Source organism: Halopseudomonas sp. SMJS2, from assembly GCF_029866945.1.
Classification (GTDB): Bacteria; Pseudomonadota; Gammaproteobacteria; order Pseudomonadales; family Pseudomonadaceae; genus Halopseudomonas; species Halopseudomonas bauzanensis.
In genome coordinates, this window is the sequence record NZ_CP123445.1 from 2,753,565 (window position 1) to 2,770,459 (window position 16,895).

A 16,895-nucleotide genomic window follows, 5' to 3' on the forward strand; every position below is an offset into this window, starting at 1 on the left:
GAACTCAGACACCATTCCACCCCACCAACAGATCCCCCGTCCCCCTTACATCCTGCCGCGTACTTCCCATCACCCGCACCGCCTGCGCCGCCCGCTCCGGCTGAAACACAAAACAAGCCCCCGCGCGTGCCCGCATGGCTACGCCCGCGTTGGGGATCAGGTCCAGGTCGAACCCCTTGCTCGCCGCCACCATCACCGCCCGTCGCTGTACGAACAGGGCTTCCAGCATCTGGTCATCCAGGTGTTCGTCCGCCCACGGCATGACGCTGCGCAGGTCTTGTTGATTACACTGATCCTCGCTGTCGATTACCGTGCCACGCAGGCGCCAGTCGAGTAGTTTTTCATCATCCAGCCAGAGCTGGGCGTGACGGTACTCGTGCATCGCGCCGACCACTTTGGCTACGTATTCCCGCCTCCCCGGTCGCAGTGCCTGGGAGAGGGCCACCATCAGCAGGTCATATTGATGCGTGCATTGCTGCTTGCTGTCGATATCCGGCAGGTTGATGGCGATGCGTTGGCGCAGGGGTTGGCCAACGAAGGCCTGCAGCTGCCGCTCTGCCTCGGGGCAGAGGGTCCAGGGCGTACGTCGGGCGGTGCTGGCTACTGAGGTGATGCACTCACCATCGTGACCCAGCTGTAACACGAAATAATGGTGCTCATCCTCCATGGCAACCAGGCATTCGGTCGGGCTTACATCAAAAATCACCCGGCGGAAGAAAACGTGGGGGGAGTCCAGCTCTTGCATGGCACGCCTCAATGTCTGTTTTTATTGGTCGGCATTGTCGCCCAGAATGTCTCAGTCATAGACAGCCTACCCGTTTATCGACTGGCCCAGAAGGCTGATTCGCCACATCAATACCTTACAAAAACAGAACAATCTCTACAGCTTCAAACGTCTTCTGGCGTGTTTCTATCTATACAATCACCCATTCGGGCCTGGATCACTACCGCCGAGTATCCGACAATTCATGCAGATATCAGGAGAACAGGCATGCATAAACTGATCGGCGCACCAGTTTCACTTTATACCGGCAAGGTACGCTGCTATCTGCAATTCAAGGGCATCAGATTTGAAGAAGTTCTGTCCACGCCGCAGATTTTCAAGGAGCTGATCATTCCCCGAACCGGGGTGCGTTATATTCCGGTGCTGGTGACGCCGGATGACCAGGTAATCCAGGACTCCACCGAAATCATCGACCATCTGGAACATCATTTCCCGAACAGGTCCGTGTACCCAACCGGTCCTTGTCAGCGGCTGGTTGCGCTGCTGCTGGAAATCTACGGTGATGAATGGCTGGTTAATCCCGCCATGCTCTATCGCTGGAAGATCGAAGAAAACCGCGAGTTTGCCATTCAGGAATTCGGTCGCACTCGCCTGCCCAGCGCCAGCGCAAAAGAGCAATATGCCGCTGGACTGGAGGCATCCGGCCCCTTTGCCGGCGCCCTACCCCGTCTGGGCATCACCGATCATTCCCGCGCCGCCATCGAGCAAAGTTATCTGTCGCTGCTCGATGAACTGAACATCCACTTCAGCGATCATGACTATCTACTCGGCGATCAGCCCTGCATCGGCGACTTCGGCCTGATTGGCCCCCTGTATGCCCACCTCTATCGCGACCCTGCTTCCGGACGCTTGATGCGCGAGCGCGCGCCGCAGGTAGCGCGCTGGGTTGAGCGCATGATCAGTCCGGATGCAAGCAGCCATGACGGCGGCTTTCTGCCGGATGATCAGGTACCGGAAACGCTATTGTCCATCATCAACCGGATGTTCGATGAACAGGTACCCGTACTGCTGGAAACCGCTCGGCAACTGAAAGAATGGACCGAGGCCAACCCCGACGCCGAGGATATTCCCCGCGCTATCGGCACGCTTCGCTATCGGCTGGGTGACATGGAGGAAGAGCGACTGGTGTTTCCGTATAACCTATGGATGTGGCAGCGCGCCCATGATTTCTATGGCGAACTCACTGGCGATCATCGCGCGGGGATAACTGCGATACTTAACGACGCGCAGATCCATGCTCTCGCCACTCCGTTGTCCGTTCGGTTACAGCGGCGGAATAACAAACTGAAACGCCAGACAGAATCGGGGCAGTAAGCTGCCCCGTTTGCCGATGACTTTCAGCCTTTCAACACATAAGCCAGAATATCAACCACCTGCTCCGTAGTCGTCGCCCAGGCCATCGCCGCAGCATCAACTTCTTTCAGCGGGTGGACAATATCCTCGGCATGCAGGGTGACGTAGGGTGTACCCAGCGCAGCGCAGTAACCGGCATCGAAGGCGGCATTCCACTGCTTGTACTTATCTCCAAAGCGCACCACCACCAGATCGCTCTGCTCGATCAAAGTCTTGGTGCGGATGGCGTTGACCTTGGCTGATTTGTGGTCGCGCCAGAAGGCATTGTCTTCCGCACCCAGATGGTCACCCGCCGCGTCGCTGGCGTCGTGATTGGTCACTGCCGAAGTGAAAACGACATCCAGGCCCTTGGCCTCAGCGCCGCGCTGAATCTCATCGCGCCAATCGGTATGAATTTCGCCGGAAAGATAAACGTAAAAGGACATGGAGCCTCCGCTAGCAAAAGGCCCGACCATACCAGAGGCACCGGCAAAGGCAAAACAGCGGCCTGCTTGTGAATCCATTATTCGCATGGCGCAAAAATTTCTTAACAGACGCAGGGCATCATCTATCAGCAAACCTCCATCCAGTGGAGGGCTGTTCCGCCATTACAGGGAGTTACACGTTGAAAACCACCTCAGGGCTGCGAGCCCGATTAGTAAAGTTATCGCTTGCCGGGCTTGTCTGCCTTTCTTTTCCAAGCATCGCCGCACCACTGCAACTACAGATTAATGGCTCCAACACCATAGGCGCTCAGTTGGCACCCCTGTTAGTTGAAGGCATGTTGAAAGAGTCAGGCGCTACGGATATTGATATACAGCTCGATGCCGAACCGCAGGAACACCGCATCACCGCCGTCAGCGCTCAGGGCGAATTGATCGAAATCAGTCTGAACGCACATGGCTCTACCACGGGCTTTACCGGGCTGATCGACCGCACAGGGCAGATCGCAGCATCGTCCCGACCGATCAAGGACAGTGAAGTCACAGCACTGAAAAATGCCGGAAACATGCTCAGCAAGGAAGCAGAGCAGGTGATCGGCCTGGATGGCCTGGCGGTCATCATGCACCCGGAAAACCCGCTCGACAGCCTCAATATCGAACAGATTGCCCGGATATTTTCCGGCCAGGTCTCCGATTGGGCGCAGCTCGGCGGGCGCCAGGGTAAAATCAGGGTACACGCCAGGGACGGTAACTCCGGGACCTGGGAGACCTTCCGGGACCTAGTGCTGAAACCCAATCAGGTGGATCTGCTCGCAGATGCCCACCGCTACGAATCCAACGCAGACCTGTCCCGGGCCGTCAGCAGTGATCGCAATGCTGTCGGCTTTGTTGGCCTGGCCTATATACAGGAAGCCAAGGCGCTGTCCATCACCGCTGGTGACTCCCGCCCCATGTACCCCAGCAAAGCGCTGGTAGCCACAGAGGATTATCCGCTGGCCCGCCGGCTATATATGTATATCAGCCCCGAAGAAACCAACCCGCTGGCACTGGGGTTAATTGCCTTCACCCAGAGCAAAGCAGGGCAGGATATCGTGGACCAGGTGGGCTTTGTCGGCCAGAACATCACAGCCGCTCAGATCGCGCCGCAGCCCTATATGCCGGACGACTACCGCAAACTGGCCGAAGAAGCGCACCGCCTGTCGGTCAACATCCGCTTCAGTGAAGACAGCGCCCGACTGGATAACAAGGCCTGGCAGGACATCGACCGCCTGCTCGAGTATCTGCAGACTGAAAACAAGACCGAGTACAAGGTGGTCCTGGTAGGCTTTAGCGACCCGAGAAGCAGAGGCGCCGAACTACTGTCGCGCCTGCGAGCCAGAACGGTCAGCGCCGCGCTGGCCGGCCAAGGCATCTTCGTCAAGGACGTTATGGGCATCGGCGATGACCTGCCGGTAGCCGCCAACACCCATGACGATGGCCGAAACAAGAACCGGCGCGTGGAACTCTGGGTGTACTGAGCCGCCCGGCATCAAGTTGGCAGAACCGCGCATAATCAGGGTTACAACGATTGCATTTTCTGGCAATGTAGCGCCCATGACTCCGCACCGCGTCGCCAGATTGCGCACCCGGGGCGGGTCAATGTGATATCGGGAGAGACTGCCGGCTTGATCCGCCGCAGCGCCGAAGGAGCAACCGCCCCGGAAACTCTCAGGCAAACGGACCGCTATCACCGGTAAACTCTGAAGAGCCGCCCGTTACGTCGTCGGGCGCACCGAAGGAGCAAGCGGCAGCGCATTGGCGCCGCCGTGAAACTCTCAGGTCCAGAACAGAGGGGGCGCTCGCCGCGCATGGTGCGCACGGGCCTCAATCCCCTGACGTTACTGGAGCTACAACAATGAAAACAATCGCTGTCGTTGGTGGCGGGATCACCGGTATCACCACCGCCTACGCCCTGAGCAAACGCGGCTTCGCCGTTACCCTGTTCGAAAAACACCGCTACGCCGCCATGGAAACATCCTTCGCCAATGGCGGCCAGCTGTCGGCCTCCAATGCCGAGGTCTGGAACCACTGGTCGACCATCGTCAAGGGCCTGAAATGGATGCTCAAGAGCGATGCGCCGCTACTGGTCAACCCCAAGCCCAGCTGGCACAAGCTTTCCTGGTTCGCCGAATTCATCGCCTCGATCCCCAGCTACAACCAGAACACCATCGAAACCGCACGCCTGGCAGTGGCCGCGCGTGAGCATCTGTTTGCCTGGGCTGAAGCGGAAGGCATCGACTTCGACCTGAAGAAAAAAGGCATCCTGCACATTTACCGCGACAAGGCAGGTTTCGACCACGCTGGACGGGTATCCCAGTTGCTAGCCAAAGGGGGCCTACCCCGCCGCAGCGTAACACCGGAGGAAATGCGCAGCATCGAGCCCACCCTGGCCGGCCAGTATTACGGCGGTTACTTCACCGAATGCGACTCCACTGGCGACATCCACAAGTTCACCAACGGCCTGGCGGCGGCTATCGATCGGCTCGGCGTGCGCTGCCTTTACAACCAGGACGTGAAAGCGGTCACCACCGATGGCAAGCGCGCCAGCGTGACCACGGGCAGCAATGCTGGCGATGAGACACAGCATTTTGACGGTGTAGTGGTCTGCGCCGGCACCGCCAGCCGCGACCTGGCCGCCCAGTTGGGCGACCGGGTAAACATCTACCCGGTCAAAGGCTACTCCATCACCGTCAACCTCACCGACGAGATTAGCCGCGCCTCAGCACCCACCGTCAGCTTGCTCGACGATGAAACCAAACTGGTCACCAGCCGCCTGGGCAATGACCGCTTCCGCGTGGCCGGCACCGCCGAGTTCAATGGCTACAACCGTGACATCCGCGCCGACCGCATTCGTCCGCTGGTGGATTGGGTGAATGAGTGCTTTCCCGGCGTCAACACCCGCAGCGTCGTGCCCTGGGCCGGCTTACGGCCGATGATGCCAAACATGATGCCCAAGGTCGGGCGCGGCAAGTCGCCCTGCGTGTTCTACAACACCGGCCATGGCCATTTGGGTTGGACGCTGAGCGCTGTTACGGCGGATATGATTGGTGGGGTCGTGGAGCAGGCGTTGGGGAGTAACGCGAAGGCTGCTTCCCCGCAGCCGGCTCACGCGTAAGCCCGGGGCAAGACAGCGAGACTGGTGTGGTCTCGCTGTCGCTTTCTATAGGGGTTAGCTGCTAGCGCTGCCCGGGCCGATTACCGTATCAATAAGTCAGCTCAGTGCCGCTGACAGTAATCACCCGCTGATGGGAATATTCGTCCCGCGGGATGGTGCCAACCGAGGGACGGGCCTTCAGGTAATCCACCAGGCTCTGCGTGTATAACAAGCCGGTGTTGATCGACCGGCCATCTGCGGTCACCTCGCCCAGGGTGAGATACCCATCGCGCCCTTCACCAAGAAAATCATTGGTGACCATAACGTAGGTCTGGGTCGGGTTGATGGGTGCCCACAGGCCATCCGCACCTTTCACTTCGACGTTGCTGAAGCGGCTACCGCGTGGCTGCGACATGTCGAGATCCCAGCGCAGCGCTGCGGCGTAGGGGTGCGAACCATCGCCACCGCCATTTTCCACATGACTCCACACCGCATCTTCTAGGACGGCAACCGTCTCCGCACCGGTCACATCCAGCTCAACCAGCACGTTGGTGAACGGCAGCATGGTGGCGGCAGTATCAAAGGTAATGACACCTGCCGCCATGGGTGTTCTCACACCACCGGCGTTCTGCAGCGAGAAGTCGGCCCGCTTGCTGGCTTCAAGGAAGGCCTCGGCCACCAATTGCGCCGCGTCGCTGCCCTGTGCTAACTGATCTGCCAGCTCACAACCAGGAACCCCACCGCTGCGGGTAGTCCCTGGCACTCGCACCAGGCAGAAAGAAACCTCGGCAGAACCGATCTGCTCCTGCCGGGCCACGTCCAGCTGAGCCTGATAGCCGTCGAGGATACTCTGGGCATCCGGGTCCGGCTGGACCACCGCCACTTCCGGCAGCTCGTCCAGCACTTGGAGCAGCGCCGCTGTCTCCGTCTCGTTCAAGGGCGCGTCATCGCGCTGGAACTCGTCGCCGATAACCAGTGACGCCTGACCGTCGCAGCTTTCCACTGCACCTTCGGCATTGAAGCTGACGTTCATCAAACCAAATACCTTGGTGTATTCCCAGGCCTGCCCGATACAGACCAATTCACCATCGCGGTTGGTCACCACAGTCGGATAAGCCAGCGGCGTGTCTTCCGGCCCCTGCAAGCCCAGATTACGGAAATCCCCCACCAGCGTATGGGAATCACCGCCGATGATCACGTCTACACCACTCAACCGGGCGGCCATGTCGACATCGTTCTGATAGCCCTGATGCGTGAGCAGCACGATATGCTCGACGCCCTGCTCCTGCAGCTCGTCGATGCTGCGCTGGGCGGCAGTGACCTCGTCTTCGAATACCGTGGTGGGCAACGGGCGGGATGAATTCTGCGTCTTGCCGGCAATATCGATACCGACGATGCCCACCTGGACACCATCCACCTCGGTCACCACATGTGCCTTGATGTAGTCATCCACCGCTGATGGGGCCAATGGCGTGCCCACCGCGGGCTTGACGTTGGCCGCCAGTGCGGGGGTGTTACAGCTGCCATCGGCCAGATGATCCAAGAACGCTTTCAGTTGGGCGTCGCCATCGTCAAACTCGTGGTTACCCAGGGCAAAGGCGTCAAAGCACACCGTGTTCATCAGCTCGGCATCCGCCCGACCTTCGTAGAAGGTGTAATACAGGGTGCCGGTAACGGCATCGCCGGCGTGCAACTTGAGCAGATTCGCGTGCTCGGCTTCCGCCTCGTTGAACAAACGGGTTATCCGCGGAAAGCCCCCCACCTCGACCGTCGTAGGCTGACCATCCAACTGCAGTGTCAGCTCGAGTGGCTCCAGATTGGAATGATGGTCGTTGATATGGGCAATATTCAGCACCAGCGGCTGGCCGCTGTCTGCGTTATCGGAGGATGAGTCACTGTCGCTGTTACAGGCGGCCAGGGCGATACAGGTTGCCAGGAGGCTGAAGCTTTTCCATTGCATACTGGGCATGACGGGGCGTCCATGAGAGGTGGATTCCCGTACAAACTATGGGCCCAGCGTGACGCAGCAATGACGACAAAAAAACAATTGATTACAGGTCGGTGACTATGACCTAGAACGGTGTCGTTGCAGAAGTGCTTTCGGCGAAAGCTATTTTTCGCTTCAGGATGAGACAGCGCCTCACGCCCCGTAAGGTATCCCTTCGCTCTGCAAGACACTTCATCCATAAAAAATGACCGGTCATCGCCATGGCCACCGCCTTGCCATCTGGCCAGCATATAGTGCAGGCACTAGAAGGAGGATTCTGGATGAATCGTTATAAGGGATTTACGCTAATAGAGTTGATGGTGATACTAACTATCCTGGCCGTCGTCGCTCTTATCGCAGTGCCAAGCTTCACCACACTCATAAGAGATAACCGCACTGAAGCCCAGGCAGAAACCCTCAACGCACTGTTTCAGTTCGCCCGTAGTGAAGCAGTGATCCGCAAGATAGATACTTTCGTTGTCATCGATCCCAGCAAAGGCGAAATTGAAGTGTTCGCTTCAAGCGTGCATGGCGATTTACTGCGGACGTCATCCTTTGATCCCACCATCATCAGTCTCGACGTCAGCGCCACCACCGCCGGCTACCGCCCTAATGGCACTACCACCGTGCCCGGCTTCGAAGCAGTGCTCTGCGGCGACGGTAACGTCGATAACGCAAGGCTCGTAACCATTGCCGGCAGCGGCACTACCACCCTGCATAACAAGGGCAAGAAAGCCAACGGCGCCAATCTGGGGAGCTGCACGTTATGACACATGCAAGATCCGGCGGTTTCAGCCTTCTTGAAGTACTGATAACCATCCTACTGACGGCTGTAGGCATCTTGGGCATGGTCGCGATGCAGGGCAAGGCGATCCAGTACACCCAAGACTCAGTGGAGCGCACCCAGGCAGCCATGCTGGCAAATGAGCTTCTCGAAATTATACGCGCCACGCCCAGCAGTCTCCTGAGCACCGATGGCTCGCCCCTGTTCGACTCGCTACCGGCCAGCACTAGCGATGCCTGTCTCAACATAGAGAACAAATTGATGGAAACCCAAGTAGCCTGCTGGGCTACCAAGGCACGCACTCTACTGCCGGGAGCCGACTCCCTTGGCGAAAACTTCGTCTCGTGTATCTCCAATGAGCCGGGCGTATGCGACAACAACGGCGCCGCCGTGGAAATTCGTCTGGCATGGAATGCAACTGGCGAAGGCTGCCTTACAGCGGGCGATGTCGAGAATAGCCTCTGTACATTTACGTTCAGGAGCCAAATATGAAAGCGAACTCCCTAATAGATCGGCACCGCGGGCTCTCCCTGATCGAGCTGCTGGTCGCCTTGTTACTTAGCACGCTGCTTATTCTTGGTATTACCCAGGTATATATCGACAACAAGAGAAACTATGCCTTTCAGCAAGGCCAGTCCGATAATCTGGAAAATGCTCGTTACGCGCTCATGCTTTTTGAAGAAGAACTATATCGCACAGGCTACCAAGCCAGCGCGGATTACGGCTTCGAGAACGCATTTCGTGCCGCCCCCAACGCATCAGCAAATTGCTCGTTCGCTGCCGGCGAAGTCATCAATTTTGATGTGGAAGACCAACGCATATGCATTCGGTATCAGCCGTCTCTTCCCCAGCTCACTGTTTGCTCTGGCGAAGTAGTCCCTGGCTTGGCAGACCCGTATCAAGCTGACGCCCCCCCCCGTTACGGTAGAGCTGACAATCTCGGGCAACTCGCTGCATTGCAATGGCGTGCCGCTGATCAACAACATGATGGATATAAAACTCATGTTTGGGGTCAGTGATGATCTCACCAGGGAAACCCAGAAGTTCACCGACGTGCCGGCTACCAATGAGCGTATACGCTCTGTCCGTTACGCAGCGCTACTGAAAAGCCGCTCGGAAAACCTTACCGACGACAACAGTCGAATATACAGCGCTTGGCGCGATAAATGGTATTCCGAAAGCGGGGCCGTCGCCCCGGACCGCGCCCTCTATTTTTCAACCGAAAATACAATTGCATTGAGGAACCTGGCCAAATGAAAAATCAAAAAAAAGGTTCTTTCTCCCCTAACAGACAGAACGGGGCCGTCCTTCTTGTTGCTCTGGTTTTCCTGTTGATCATCACCACTCTCGCAGTGACAAGCATGCGAGAAGTTGCTCTGGATTCACGTATCACCAGCAACCTCATCGATCATAAAAGGCTGTTCAACGCAGCAGAGGCAGGCCTGACCGATGGCCAGTATCGAACAATCGGCACCAAGGTCAAAATTCCAGGGGAATACAGTCTGGCGACGGCCCTACGGCCGCTGAACGCCACCGCTACCTGTGCAAATACCGACTTCAAGGATCCATGTTTGCTTCTGGAGGATCCCAGGTTTCAGCAGGACTTCACCGACGCCGCCAAGAGAAAGCGATACGCGCCGGATGACACCACCGAGTTCGACGAGAGCATCAATTGGTATGCTATACCAGCACCCGGCGGAGCAAATGCCGGTGAAAGCGAGAACCCCGAGTATGGCAACATGATGATGGGGGTCGGCACCTTCCGATATGAGATCAACAGCCAGGCCACGCACGGAGATGGCGTAGTGCGCCTGCGCTCAACTATTTATCGTATCTACAACTAATTCGAATCAAGGATGACGACATGAAGCCGGCCTCTCCTATTATGAAGGTGCTGATCAGTGCAAGCGCCTTCTCTCTGATCTGCCATGCAGGACTGACCCAGGCTGCTGTCAGCCAGCAACCCCTCATGCTCGTTGAGTCAGTAGCCCCGAATCTGATATTCACCTTGGATAGTTCAGGAAGCATGCGCTGGGCATTCGCCCCGGACAATATCGGTATCAACAATGCCAACAGTAGCCAGAACGCGCTACGTAACAGCCGCAGGGCCAAGTCGTCGACGTTCAACCCGCTTTATTACAACCCTGAGGTGACCTATCGCTTACCGGTCAAGCTGAACAATGATGGAACCCCGGCCGCCTCTGGCTATACTACGAGCTTTACGAACGCTTACCATAACGGGTACCAAACTTCCCATGGCTCCGTCAATCTCAGCAATAGTTATCGTGTCGCCTGGAACTGGGATATCAACAGCAGCCCGAACTATAGCTACAACAGCACAACCGACTATCGCGGCTCAACGGGTCATGTTTACAACCTTGCGGAAAACCCTGCAAGTGATTTCAACACCTGGAGCAGCAACCGCACACGAACCGGAGTTCCTGCCTACTACTACGTTTACGACGAATCCCGCAGCGGCTGCGATAACAGCATTGATAATGACAGCTGCTATCGAAAGGTAGATGTCAATACGAGCGAGCGCCAGAACTTTGCAATCTGGTATTCGTTCTACCGCACTCGCGCGCTGGCAACCCTGACGGCTGCTAACCTTGCATTTAACGATCTACCGTCATCCATCCGTTTTACATGGCAGGACCTCGACAGGTGCCAGCTTAACGACAGCAACTGCGAGAACAACTATTTCCGCACCTTTACTGACCGACATAAAGGTAACTTCTTCAAATGGCTTGCCAATGTGGATTTCAGCACCAGCACGCCCCTGAGAAAAGCTCTGGACGACGCGGGCAAGTTTCTCCGCACGAACGATGCGTGGGCATACAATCCCAACCCCATGACATCAGCAGGTGGCAGAGGCTCAACGGTGCAGTCACCCGAATATTCCTGTCGTCCTTCTTTCCACGTCATGATGTCTGATGGTATGTGGAATGGTGCGAATGGCGATCCGAGCGGCACCTTGCGTGCGGACCACAGCAGTTTCTCATTGCCCGGCATAGGCAACTACACGTCATCCAGGCGCCCCTATGGCGACAGCACCACCAACACACTGGCTGACCTTGCCATGCACTACTGGGCAACGGACCTCCGCCCCAACCTGGACAATGACGTAAAACCTTATATGCCTTTCAAAGGCCCTAACGAGAACTGGGACCCTCGCAATAACCCCGCTACCTGGCAGCATATGGTGAATTACACCATGGGTCTGGGCCTCAGTCAGAGTCTTACCCAAAACGGGTTGACCTGGGAAGGCGATACTTTCAGTGGCGGATACGAGAACCTCGTAAATGGCAGCCGCTCGTGGCCAGCCGCAGCGGCAGACAGTGGCAACAACGTATATGACCTTTGGCACGCAGCCATCAACTCGCGGGGCGAGTTCTTCAGCGTCGACCGACCGGAAGACATGATCCAGGCCTTCAATGACATTATTAATCGTATTGCAGAGCGTACCGCCACAGCCGCGGCGGCTGGGTCGGCGCCGTCCACCATCGACAACGAACCGGACCAGCCGCTCAGCTTCACCACCAAAACCAAAGCCTACTTTCCCGAGTACAACAGCGAAGACTGGTCGGGTGACGTGAAGCAGGCGATCATCACGCGCCTGCCGGACGGCACCCACTCGCGCACCCTGGGCTGGTCCGCTAGCGACGTGATGAACACCCAGGGGACACGGAACATCTACATGGCAGGCGATACCGGCACAACCGACCTCAGAGAGTTCACCTACAACAATCTGAGCAACACGCTCAAGACCATCTTCGACAGAAACCCCGATAGCCTCGGCAGCTCCACAGACAGCCGCGGGGCAGATCGTGTGGCATACATCAAAGGTAGCCGCGCGGCCGAGGGCTCTGCGAGCAATCAATTCAGGCGCAGGACCTCACTGCTGGGCGACATTATCAATTCTCAACCTGCGGTCGTAGGCACCCCCGCCTATCTGCCCTATCTAGCGGACAAGATTGACGGTAACCCCGGCGACTACCTGCGATTCCAGCAAAAATATTCTACAAGTGCCGAGAGCCCCAACAGACGGGAGCTCATTTATGTGGGCGCCAACGACGGCATGTTGCATGCCCTTTCCGCAGATACGGGTGCAGAAGTGTTTGCATTCGTTCCGTCAGCGGTACTGCAGCATATGCCCAAGCTGGCCGGTCAGACTTACGCCGGCGGCGGCCACCGGTTCTTCGTGGACGGCTCACCCATTGTCCGAGATGTATACATCAACAACGAATGGCGCACAGTACTCGTTGGCACCCTCCGTGCGGGAGGCAAGTCGGTCTTCGCGCTGGATATCACCGAGCCGGGTACAGACGGCAGCGGCGTCAAGCTGCTGTGGGAAATCACGGACGCCAGCCCGGATTACGAGAATCTGGGATACAGCTTTCCTGAGCCGGAAATCGTAAGGCTGCATAGCGGCGAATGGGCGGTACTCCAGGCCAACGGGTATGAGAGTGCAGATGGCGTCGCCTCACTGTTCATCATTGATATAGCCGATGGCAACCTGATCAAGGAGGTCGTAGCAGAGAATGGTGAAAGCGGAGCGAACGGATTGTCCGGAGTCCGTGGCGCGGACAACAACGGCGACGGGATTGTGGATTACGCTTACGCTGGTGACCTCCAGGGGAATCTGTGGCGGTTCGACCTCTCCAGGCCAGTAAGCGCGACAGACGGTGACCCCTTCGCCCGTTCAAAACAAACCGGTGTCAGCACTGGTGATTACAAGGTCTCCTACGGTGGCAAGCCCCTGTATCAGGCGGCTTACTCGAACGGCAATATCCAGCCGATAACGGCTCCACCTTCGCTTGTCAGACATCCGACAAGACGGGGTTATCTGGCAATTGTCGGCACCGGCAAATACTTTGAGACCGACGACGCTGCCCCGGACACCACCAAGGCACACAGCGTCTATGCCGTCTGGGATAGGCTTACGCGCGGCCAGGCTACCACATCGGTCAGCCCCGGCAACCTAACCAGGGCCAACCTGCAGCAGCAGCGCATTGTGGAAGAGAAAGTCACCAGCTTCTCGGGTGATACCGGGTCGACGAGCTGGACCCTGCGTTACCTCACGGATAATCCCGTTGGATGGTATAAGGACGGTACAAGCGTGGCCGAGGAAGACCTGAGCAGCCGAGTCCAGACCTGGGGTTGGTACGTCGATCTGGAAGTCGGCTCGAGCAAAAAGGGTGAGATGATGATCCAGAGGATGTCCGCCCGCGGCGACACCCTGCTGTTCAGCACCCTGACACCCAACGAAGACCCCTGCGCGGATGGTGCAGGCTATTGGGCCTACGGGATCAATGCCCATACCGGCGCCAGAACCAAACACCCGATGTTCGACTTCAACCGAGACGGGGTACACGACCGCAAGGACACCGATGACGGCACGACCCCCAGCGGCTTCTCGACCGACTCCCCGATTACCGTCACAAACGACGGCATTGGTATTGATATCAGTGGCGGCGTAGGTATCAGTTTTACCGGAGAGCCTGCTGGTCGCGATAGCTGGCAAACCATGCCACTGGAGGCAGAGGAAGAATGAGTCAGCCAATGATGCGAAACAGCAAGGGCTTCACACTGATAGAAGTAGTGATTGTCGTGGTGATCGTAGGCATTCTCGCCTCAATCGCCCTGCCCAGTTACCGCGAGTACGTGCTCCGCGGTAACAGGGCTGAAGGCCAGGCGTTATTGACTACAGCCGCAGCGCGGCAGGAGCGGTATCGAGTTCAGAATAATGTCTACGCTAAGTCGGCAACAGAGCTGTACGGCGGGACCAAGACGTCAGAAACCGGCAAATACAACCTTGGCGTGAGCGGGGACGGTACGGAATATACTCTGACCGCCACACCGACTTTCAGTGATACCGACTGCGGCAACTTTACCTTGGATACCAAGGGCGAGAGAAAGGTGAATGGGGGTAAGGGGCTAGGACACTGCTGGAGATAATAGCTGGATAAATAGTCAAGTCGGGCAACGGAGCGCCAAGGTCCAGGCGCATCGCCGGTTCCCATTTTTGTGACAACGACTCATTGACGGCACCGGTATTATCCGCGGGCGTTTGCGGTTTAGCTAACGATCTAGCGTGGGCCTCTGTTAGCGCCTGACGCCCCTATCCCACGCAGCGTTGAGTTGATGTGCTGAAGAGCGGAGGAATGCTTTCAGGGCGGGATGGAAGCTTCACGAGAGGCTGAACGGGCCGGAGCGCTACTCCGCAGTCGGGCAAAGCCTGGTACATAAAAGCGACGCTCGACGAAGTAATAACTCATGACGGCGCCCAGCAAACCAAGCCCACCGCCGACGATCAGAATAAATAGCCAGTGCTCACTCCCTACCCAGTCGCGCAGAGCCCGCATGACTGGGTAGTGCCAAAGGTATAGCCCGTAGGACATGCGTCCCAGCCAGGCCAGCAAACCCCAGCCCAACCAGGACGGCTGGGCCAGCAGTAACAAAGCGGCTCCAATTTCAGCAATCGTGAAGCCGTAGCGTACGGTGGGCATCCACATGGTGCTGAAGAAGGTAATTGCAAACGCTAACAGCAATAAGCCAGCAAGCGCCCAGTAGCGGTGAATAGTTACATTCAAGTAGCCCAGCAGACACCCAAGCAGTAGACCGCTACAGTGAGTGTCAGTACGCACATAGAAGGCCCAAGGAGTTGCGAAGTTTTCTGCTCCCCACCAGCGCCACGCGGTAGCAGATATATAAAGCATTGCGATGATTGCAACCGCCAGCGAGCTAGGCAGGCGCAACAACCCCAGCAACACAATAGGCCAAAGAAGATAAAAGTGCATTTCCACCGCCAGGCTCCATACATGAGCCAGCTCAGAAACATATCCACCGAGATGAGGGGCATAGTTCACGATATAAAACGCGGTCAACATAGCGTCACGGAGATGCTTGCTGAAAATGACATCCGGGAAAACCCAAGGTGCCAGCAGCAGATAGACTGCCAGCATCAGCAACAGCGCAGGCACTAACCGGCGTACGCGGCGCATGAGGAAGCGCGCCAGCCGCAGGTCCTCTTCCCGCTCGTACTCAGCAATCAACAACCTGGTAATCAGATAGCCGGATAATACGAAAAACACATCGACACCGAAGAAGCCCCCGGGCGAACCGGGCACGCGAGCGTGATGCACCACCACAACAAGCGCTGCCAGCGCGCGAACCCCGTCAAGCGCCGGGCTATATGTCACGCGGGCAACGGGTTTCACGGTGAGGCCGCGGCAGAGTAGTATGCATTCAATGCTGCATACAGCTGCTCAAGCATGGCGTCAGTTGAGCTGCCGGATGCTCTGGTTCCGCTCCCTACCCATACGGTCACACCACCCTGATCATCGATGATGGCCAGCGAGGGCGCTCCGTAAAGCAGACCGGGCTGAACATTTATCCGCAATTGCTCTGCTGCCGGCTGATAAGAGAAGACACCATAGCCGTAGCAACCTCTGAACACATTTTCTCTGCATGCGTCTTCTGCCGGAGCCTGAGTCACCGGAAACCAGCCATCTGTTCGCCAGGATGACAGCAGCTCCGCCAGAGCCGTGGCACTACCGGATAGCCCGGCAGCAGAGGAAAGCGCCTTGAAATCAAAATAACGCCAGTAATCTTCGCCATAGAACCCGGAATGGCGAAAGTCATAGGCCACTTCATCTTCCAGATAAGGACCATCAACAAACCGAATATCCCGCGCCGCCAGGTCGTACTCCTGCTCCATCAGGGCGCGAAAATCCTGTAACTCAGCAGATCCACGCTCCAGCAACATGCCCAACAAACAATAATTGAGATTGGAATAAGCGTAACGGCTGCCTGGGGCGAAATCCAGCCGCAGCGTACTCAACGGGTCTGCTGTGTATGGACACCAAGGTTTCCTGTTCCGCACCACCATGGAGTCCGTTGTCTTCAACCGGTCAAAACCAGCGCTATGGCGTAACAGATGCTCTACGGTTATTTGACCCAGGCGCTCATCCTGTGGCTCTGCTGCCACATTTAACCGATCAAGCAGCACATCATCCAACGCCAGGCGTCCTGCCTGAATTTCCCGCAGGACCAAGTCTGCTGTCAACAGTTTGGTCATGCTCGCGTAGCGAAAGCGGGTATGGGAGTTTACGGGCGAAGACACAAGCGGAGTGCCGGACCAGCCGTAATGACACTCATGGACAACCCCATCTGCGGATATATAGGCCAGCTGTCCTGCCGGAGAGGCGTTATTCCAGAGTGAAAATTTTGAGGAGCTGGCCATCCATTCAGGTGCATTCGGGGAGCAGCCCAAAGTCGGAACTGCAAGCGCCGCCGATACGGGGTAAAGCGTATGTAGTACCTTGGGACGATCGCCGATCCAGAAGTATGCGGCGACACCCAGTAATAAAGAGCCTGCTATGACTTTTATAAACAGCCGGATAAAAAAAAGCATCCTGATTCCTTGGATA

General features: G+C 57.1%; 14 protein-coding genes and 1 riboswitch. Of the genes, 9 read left to right on the forward strand and 5 right to left on the reverse strand.

Annotated elements, in window-relative coordinates; translation table 11 throughout:
• Nucleotides 1–4 precede the first annotated feature (4 nt).
• Nucleotides 5–745: a DUF2889 domain-containing protein gene (locus QAO71_RS12990; RefSeq protein ID WP_280164628.1), complete on the reverse strand. Its 741-nt coding sequence runs from the start codon at nt 743–745 to the stop codon at nt 5–7.
• A 246-nt stretch (nt 746–991) separates the two neighbouring features.
• On the opposite strand from QAO71_RS12990, the gene QAO71_RS12995 reads away from it, so the two are divergent.
• On the forward strand, nt 992–2,098 hold the full coding sequence (locus tag QAO71_RS12995; RefSeq protein WP_280164629.1) for a glutathione S-transferase: 1,107 nt from the start codon (nt 992–994) through the stop codon (nt 2,096–2,098).
• A gap of 23 nt (nt 2,099–2,121) precedes the next feature.
• Here QAO71_RS12995 and QAO71_RS13000 read toward each other — a convergent pair whose 3' ends face one another.
• Nucleotides 2,122–2,562, reverse strand: coding sequence for a YtoQ family protein (locus QAO71_RS13000; RefSeq protein WP_036988453.1), 441 nt, complete (start codon nt 2,560–2,562; stop codon nt 2,122–2,124).
• Nucleotides 2,563–2,897: 335 nt separating this feature from the next.
• Between QAO71_RS13000 and QAO71_RS13005 the strand changes: the two genes are divergently transcribed.
• On the forward strand, nt 2,898–4,076 hold the full coding sequence (locus QAO71_RS13005; protein WP_280164630.1) for a substrate-binding domain-containing protein: 1,179 nt from the start codon (nt 2,898–2,900) through the stop codon (nt 4,074–4,076).
• A gap of 120 nt (nt 4,077–4,196) precedes the next feature.
• Nucleotides 4,197–4,292: riboswitch (glycine riboswitch) on the forward strand.
• Between the two features lie 161 nt (nt 4,293–4,453).
• Nucleotides 4,454–5,713: a D-amino acid dehydrogenase gene (locus QAO71_RS13010; RefSeq protein WP_036988452.1), complete on the forward strand. Its 1,260-nt coding sequence runs from the start codon at nt 4,454–4,456 to the stop codon at nt 5,711–5,713.
• 88 nt (nt 5,714–5,801) lie between these two features.
• Here the strand turns inward: QAO71_RS13010 and QAO71_RS13015 are convergent, their stop codons facing one another.
• Entirely contained in the window at nt 5,802–7,661 is a 1,860-nt protein-coding gene (locus QAO71_RS13015; RefSeq protein ID WP_280164631.1) for a 5'-nucleotidase C-terminal domain-containing protein, read from the reverse strand.
• 299 nt (nt 7,662–7,960) lie between these two features.
• Here QAO71_RS13015 and QAO71_RS13020 point away from each other — a divergent pair, with 299 nt between their 5' ends.
• From QAO71_RS13020 to QAO71_RS13045, 6 genes are all read left to right on the forward strand, one after another.
• Nucleotides 7,961–8,449 (forward strand): GspH/FimT family pseudopilin, encoded by a 489-nt coding sequence (locus tag QAO71_RS13020; protein ID WP_074777807.1) that lies wholly within the window; start codon nt 7,961–7,963, stop codon nt 8,447–8,449.
• Complete coding sequence (gene pilV / locus QAO71_RS13025) at nt 8,446–8,955, forward strand: type IV pilus modification protein PilV (RefSeq protein WP_074777805.1); 510 nt, start codon at nt 8,446–8,448, stop codon at nt 8,953–8,955. The genes QAO71_RS13020 and pilV overlap by 4 nt, the downstream gene beginning before the upstream one ends.
• Complete coding sequence (locus QAO71_RS13030; protein ID WP_280164632.1) at nt 8,952–9,482, forward strand: prepilin-type N-terminal cleavage/methylation domain-containing protein; 531 nt, start codon at nt 8,952–8,954, stop codon at nt 9,480–9,482. The genes pilV and QAO71_RS13030 overlap by 4 nt, the downstream gene beginning before the upstream one ends.
• 234 nt (nt 9,483–9,716) lie before the next feature.
• Nucleotides 9,717–10,307 (forward strand): PilX N-terminal domain-containing pilus assembly protein, encoded by a 591-nt coding sequence (locus tag QAO71_RS13035; protein ID WP_074777801.1) that lies wholly within the window; start codon nt 9,717–9,719, stop codon nt 10,305–10,307.
• A 20-nt stretch (nt 10,308–10,327) separates the two neighbouring features.
• Nucleotides 10,328–14,017 carry a PilC/PilY family type IV pilus protein gene (locus QAO71_RS13040; protein WP_280164633.1) on the forward strand — a complete coding sequence of 1,230 codons (3,690 nt, stop codon included), beginning with the start codon at nt 10,328–10,330 and terminating at the stop codon, nt 14,015–14,017.
• 11 nt (nt 14,018–14,028) lie between these two features.
• Nucleotides 14,029–14,421: a type IV pilin protein gene (locus tag QAO71_RS13045; RefSeq protein ID WP_143063021.1), complete on the forward strand. Its 393-nt coding sequence runs from the start codon at nt 14,029–14,031 to the stop codon at nt 14,419–14,421.
• A gap of 212 nt (nt 14,422–14,633) precedes the next feature.
• Here the strand turns inward: QAO71_RS13045 and QAO71_RS13050 are convergent, their stop codons facing one another.
• A complete protein-coding gene (locus QAO71_RS13050; protein WP_280164634.1) occupies nt 14,634–15,683 on the reverse strand; it encodes an acyltransferase in 1,050 nt (349 codons plus the stop codon).
• Nucleotides 15,680–16,879, reverse strand: a complete 1,200-nt coding sequence (locus QAO71_RS13055) for a serine hydrolase domain-containing protein (RefSeq protein ID WP_280164635.1) — start codon at nt 16,877–16,879, stop codon at nt 15,680–15,682. Before QAO71_RS13055 ends, QAO71_RS13050 begins: the two co-directional genes overlap by 4 nt.
• Between the last annotated feature and the right edge of the window lie 16 nt (nt 16,880–16,895).

Coding starts and splice junctions, on each gene's coding strand:
- QAO71_RS12990 (WP_280164628.1), bottom strand. CDS start 745: ATGCAAGAGCTGGACTCCCCCCACGTTTTCTTCCGCCGGGTGATTTTT.
- QAO71_RS13000 (WP_036988453.1), bottom strand. CDS start 2,562: ATGTCCTTTTACGTTTATCTTTCCGGCGAAATTCATACCGATTGGCGC.
- QAO71_RS13015 (WP_280164631.1), bottom strand. CDS start 7,661: ATGCCCAGTATGCAATGGAAAAGCTTCAGCCTCCTGGCAACCTGTATC.
- QAO71_RS13010 (WP_036988452.1), top strand. CDS start 4,454: ATGAAAACAATCGCTGTCGTTGGTGGCGGGATCACCGGTATCACCACC.
- QAO71_RS12995 (WP_280164629.1), top strand. CDS start 992: ATGCATAAACTGATCGGCGCACCAGTTTCACTTTATACCGGCAAGGTA.
- pilV (WP_074777805.1), top strand. CDS start 8,446: ATGACACATGCAAGATCCGGCGGTTTCAGCCTTCTTGAAGTACTGATA.
- QAO71_RS13040 (WP_280164633.1), top strand. CDS start 10,328: ATGAAGCCGGCCTCTCCTATTATGAAGGTGCTGATCAGTGCAAGCGCC.
- QAO71_RS13005 (WP_280164630.1), top strand. CDS start 2,898: ATGTTGAAAGAGTCAGGCGCTACGGATATTGATATACAGCTCGATGCC.
- QAO71_RS13045 (WP_143063021.1), top strand. CDS start 14,029: ATGCGAAACAGCAAGGGCTTCACACTGATAGAAGTAGTGATTGTCGTG.
- QAO71_RS13030 (WP_280164632.1), top strand. CDS start 8,952: ATGAAAGCGAACTCCCTAATAGATCGGCACCGCGGGCTCTCCCTGATC.
- QAO71_RS13055 (WP_280164635.1), bottom strand. CDS start 16,879: ATGCTTTTTTTTATCCGGCTGTTTATAAAAGTCATAGCAGGCTCTTTA.
- QAO71_RS13020 (WP_074777807.1), top strand. CDS start 7,961: ATGAATCGTTATAAGGGATTTACGCTAATAGAGTTGATGGTGATACTA.
- QAO71_RS13035 (WP_074777801.1), top strand. CDS start 9,717: ATGAAAAATCAAAAAAAAGGTTCTTTCTCCCCTAACAGACAGAACGGG.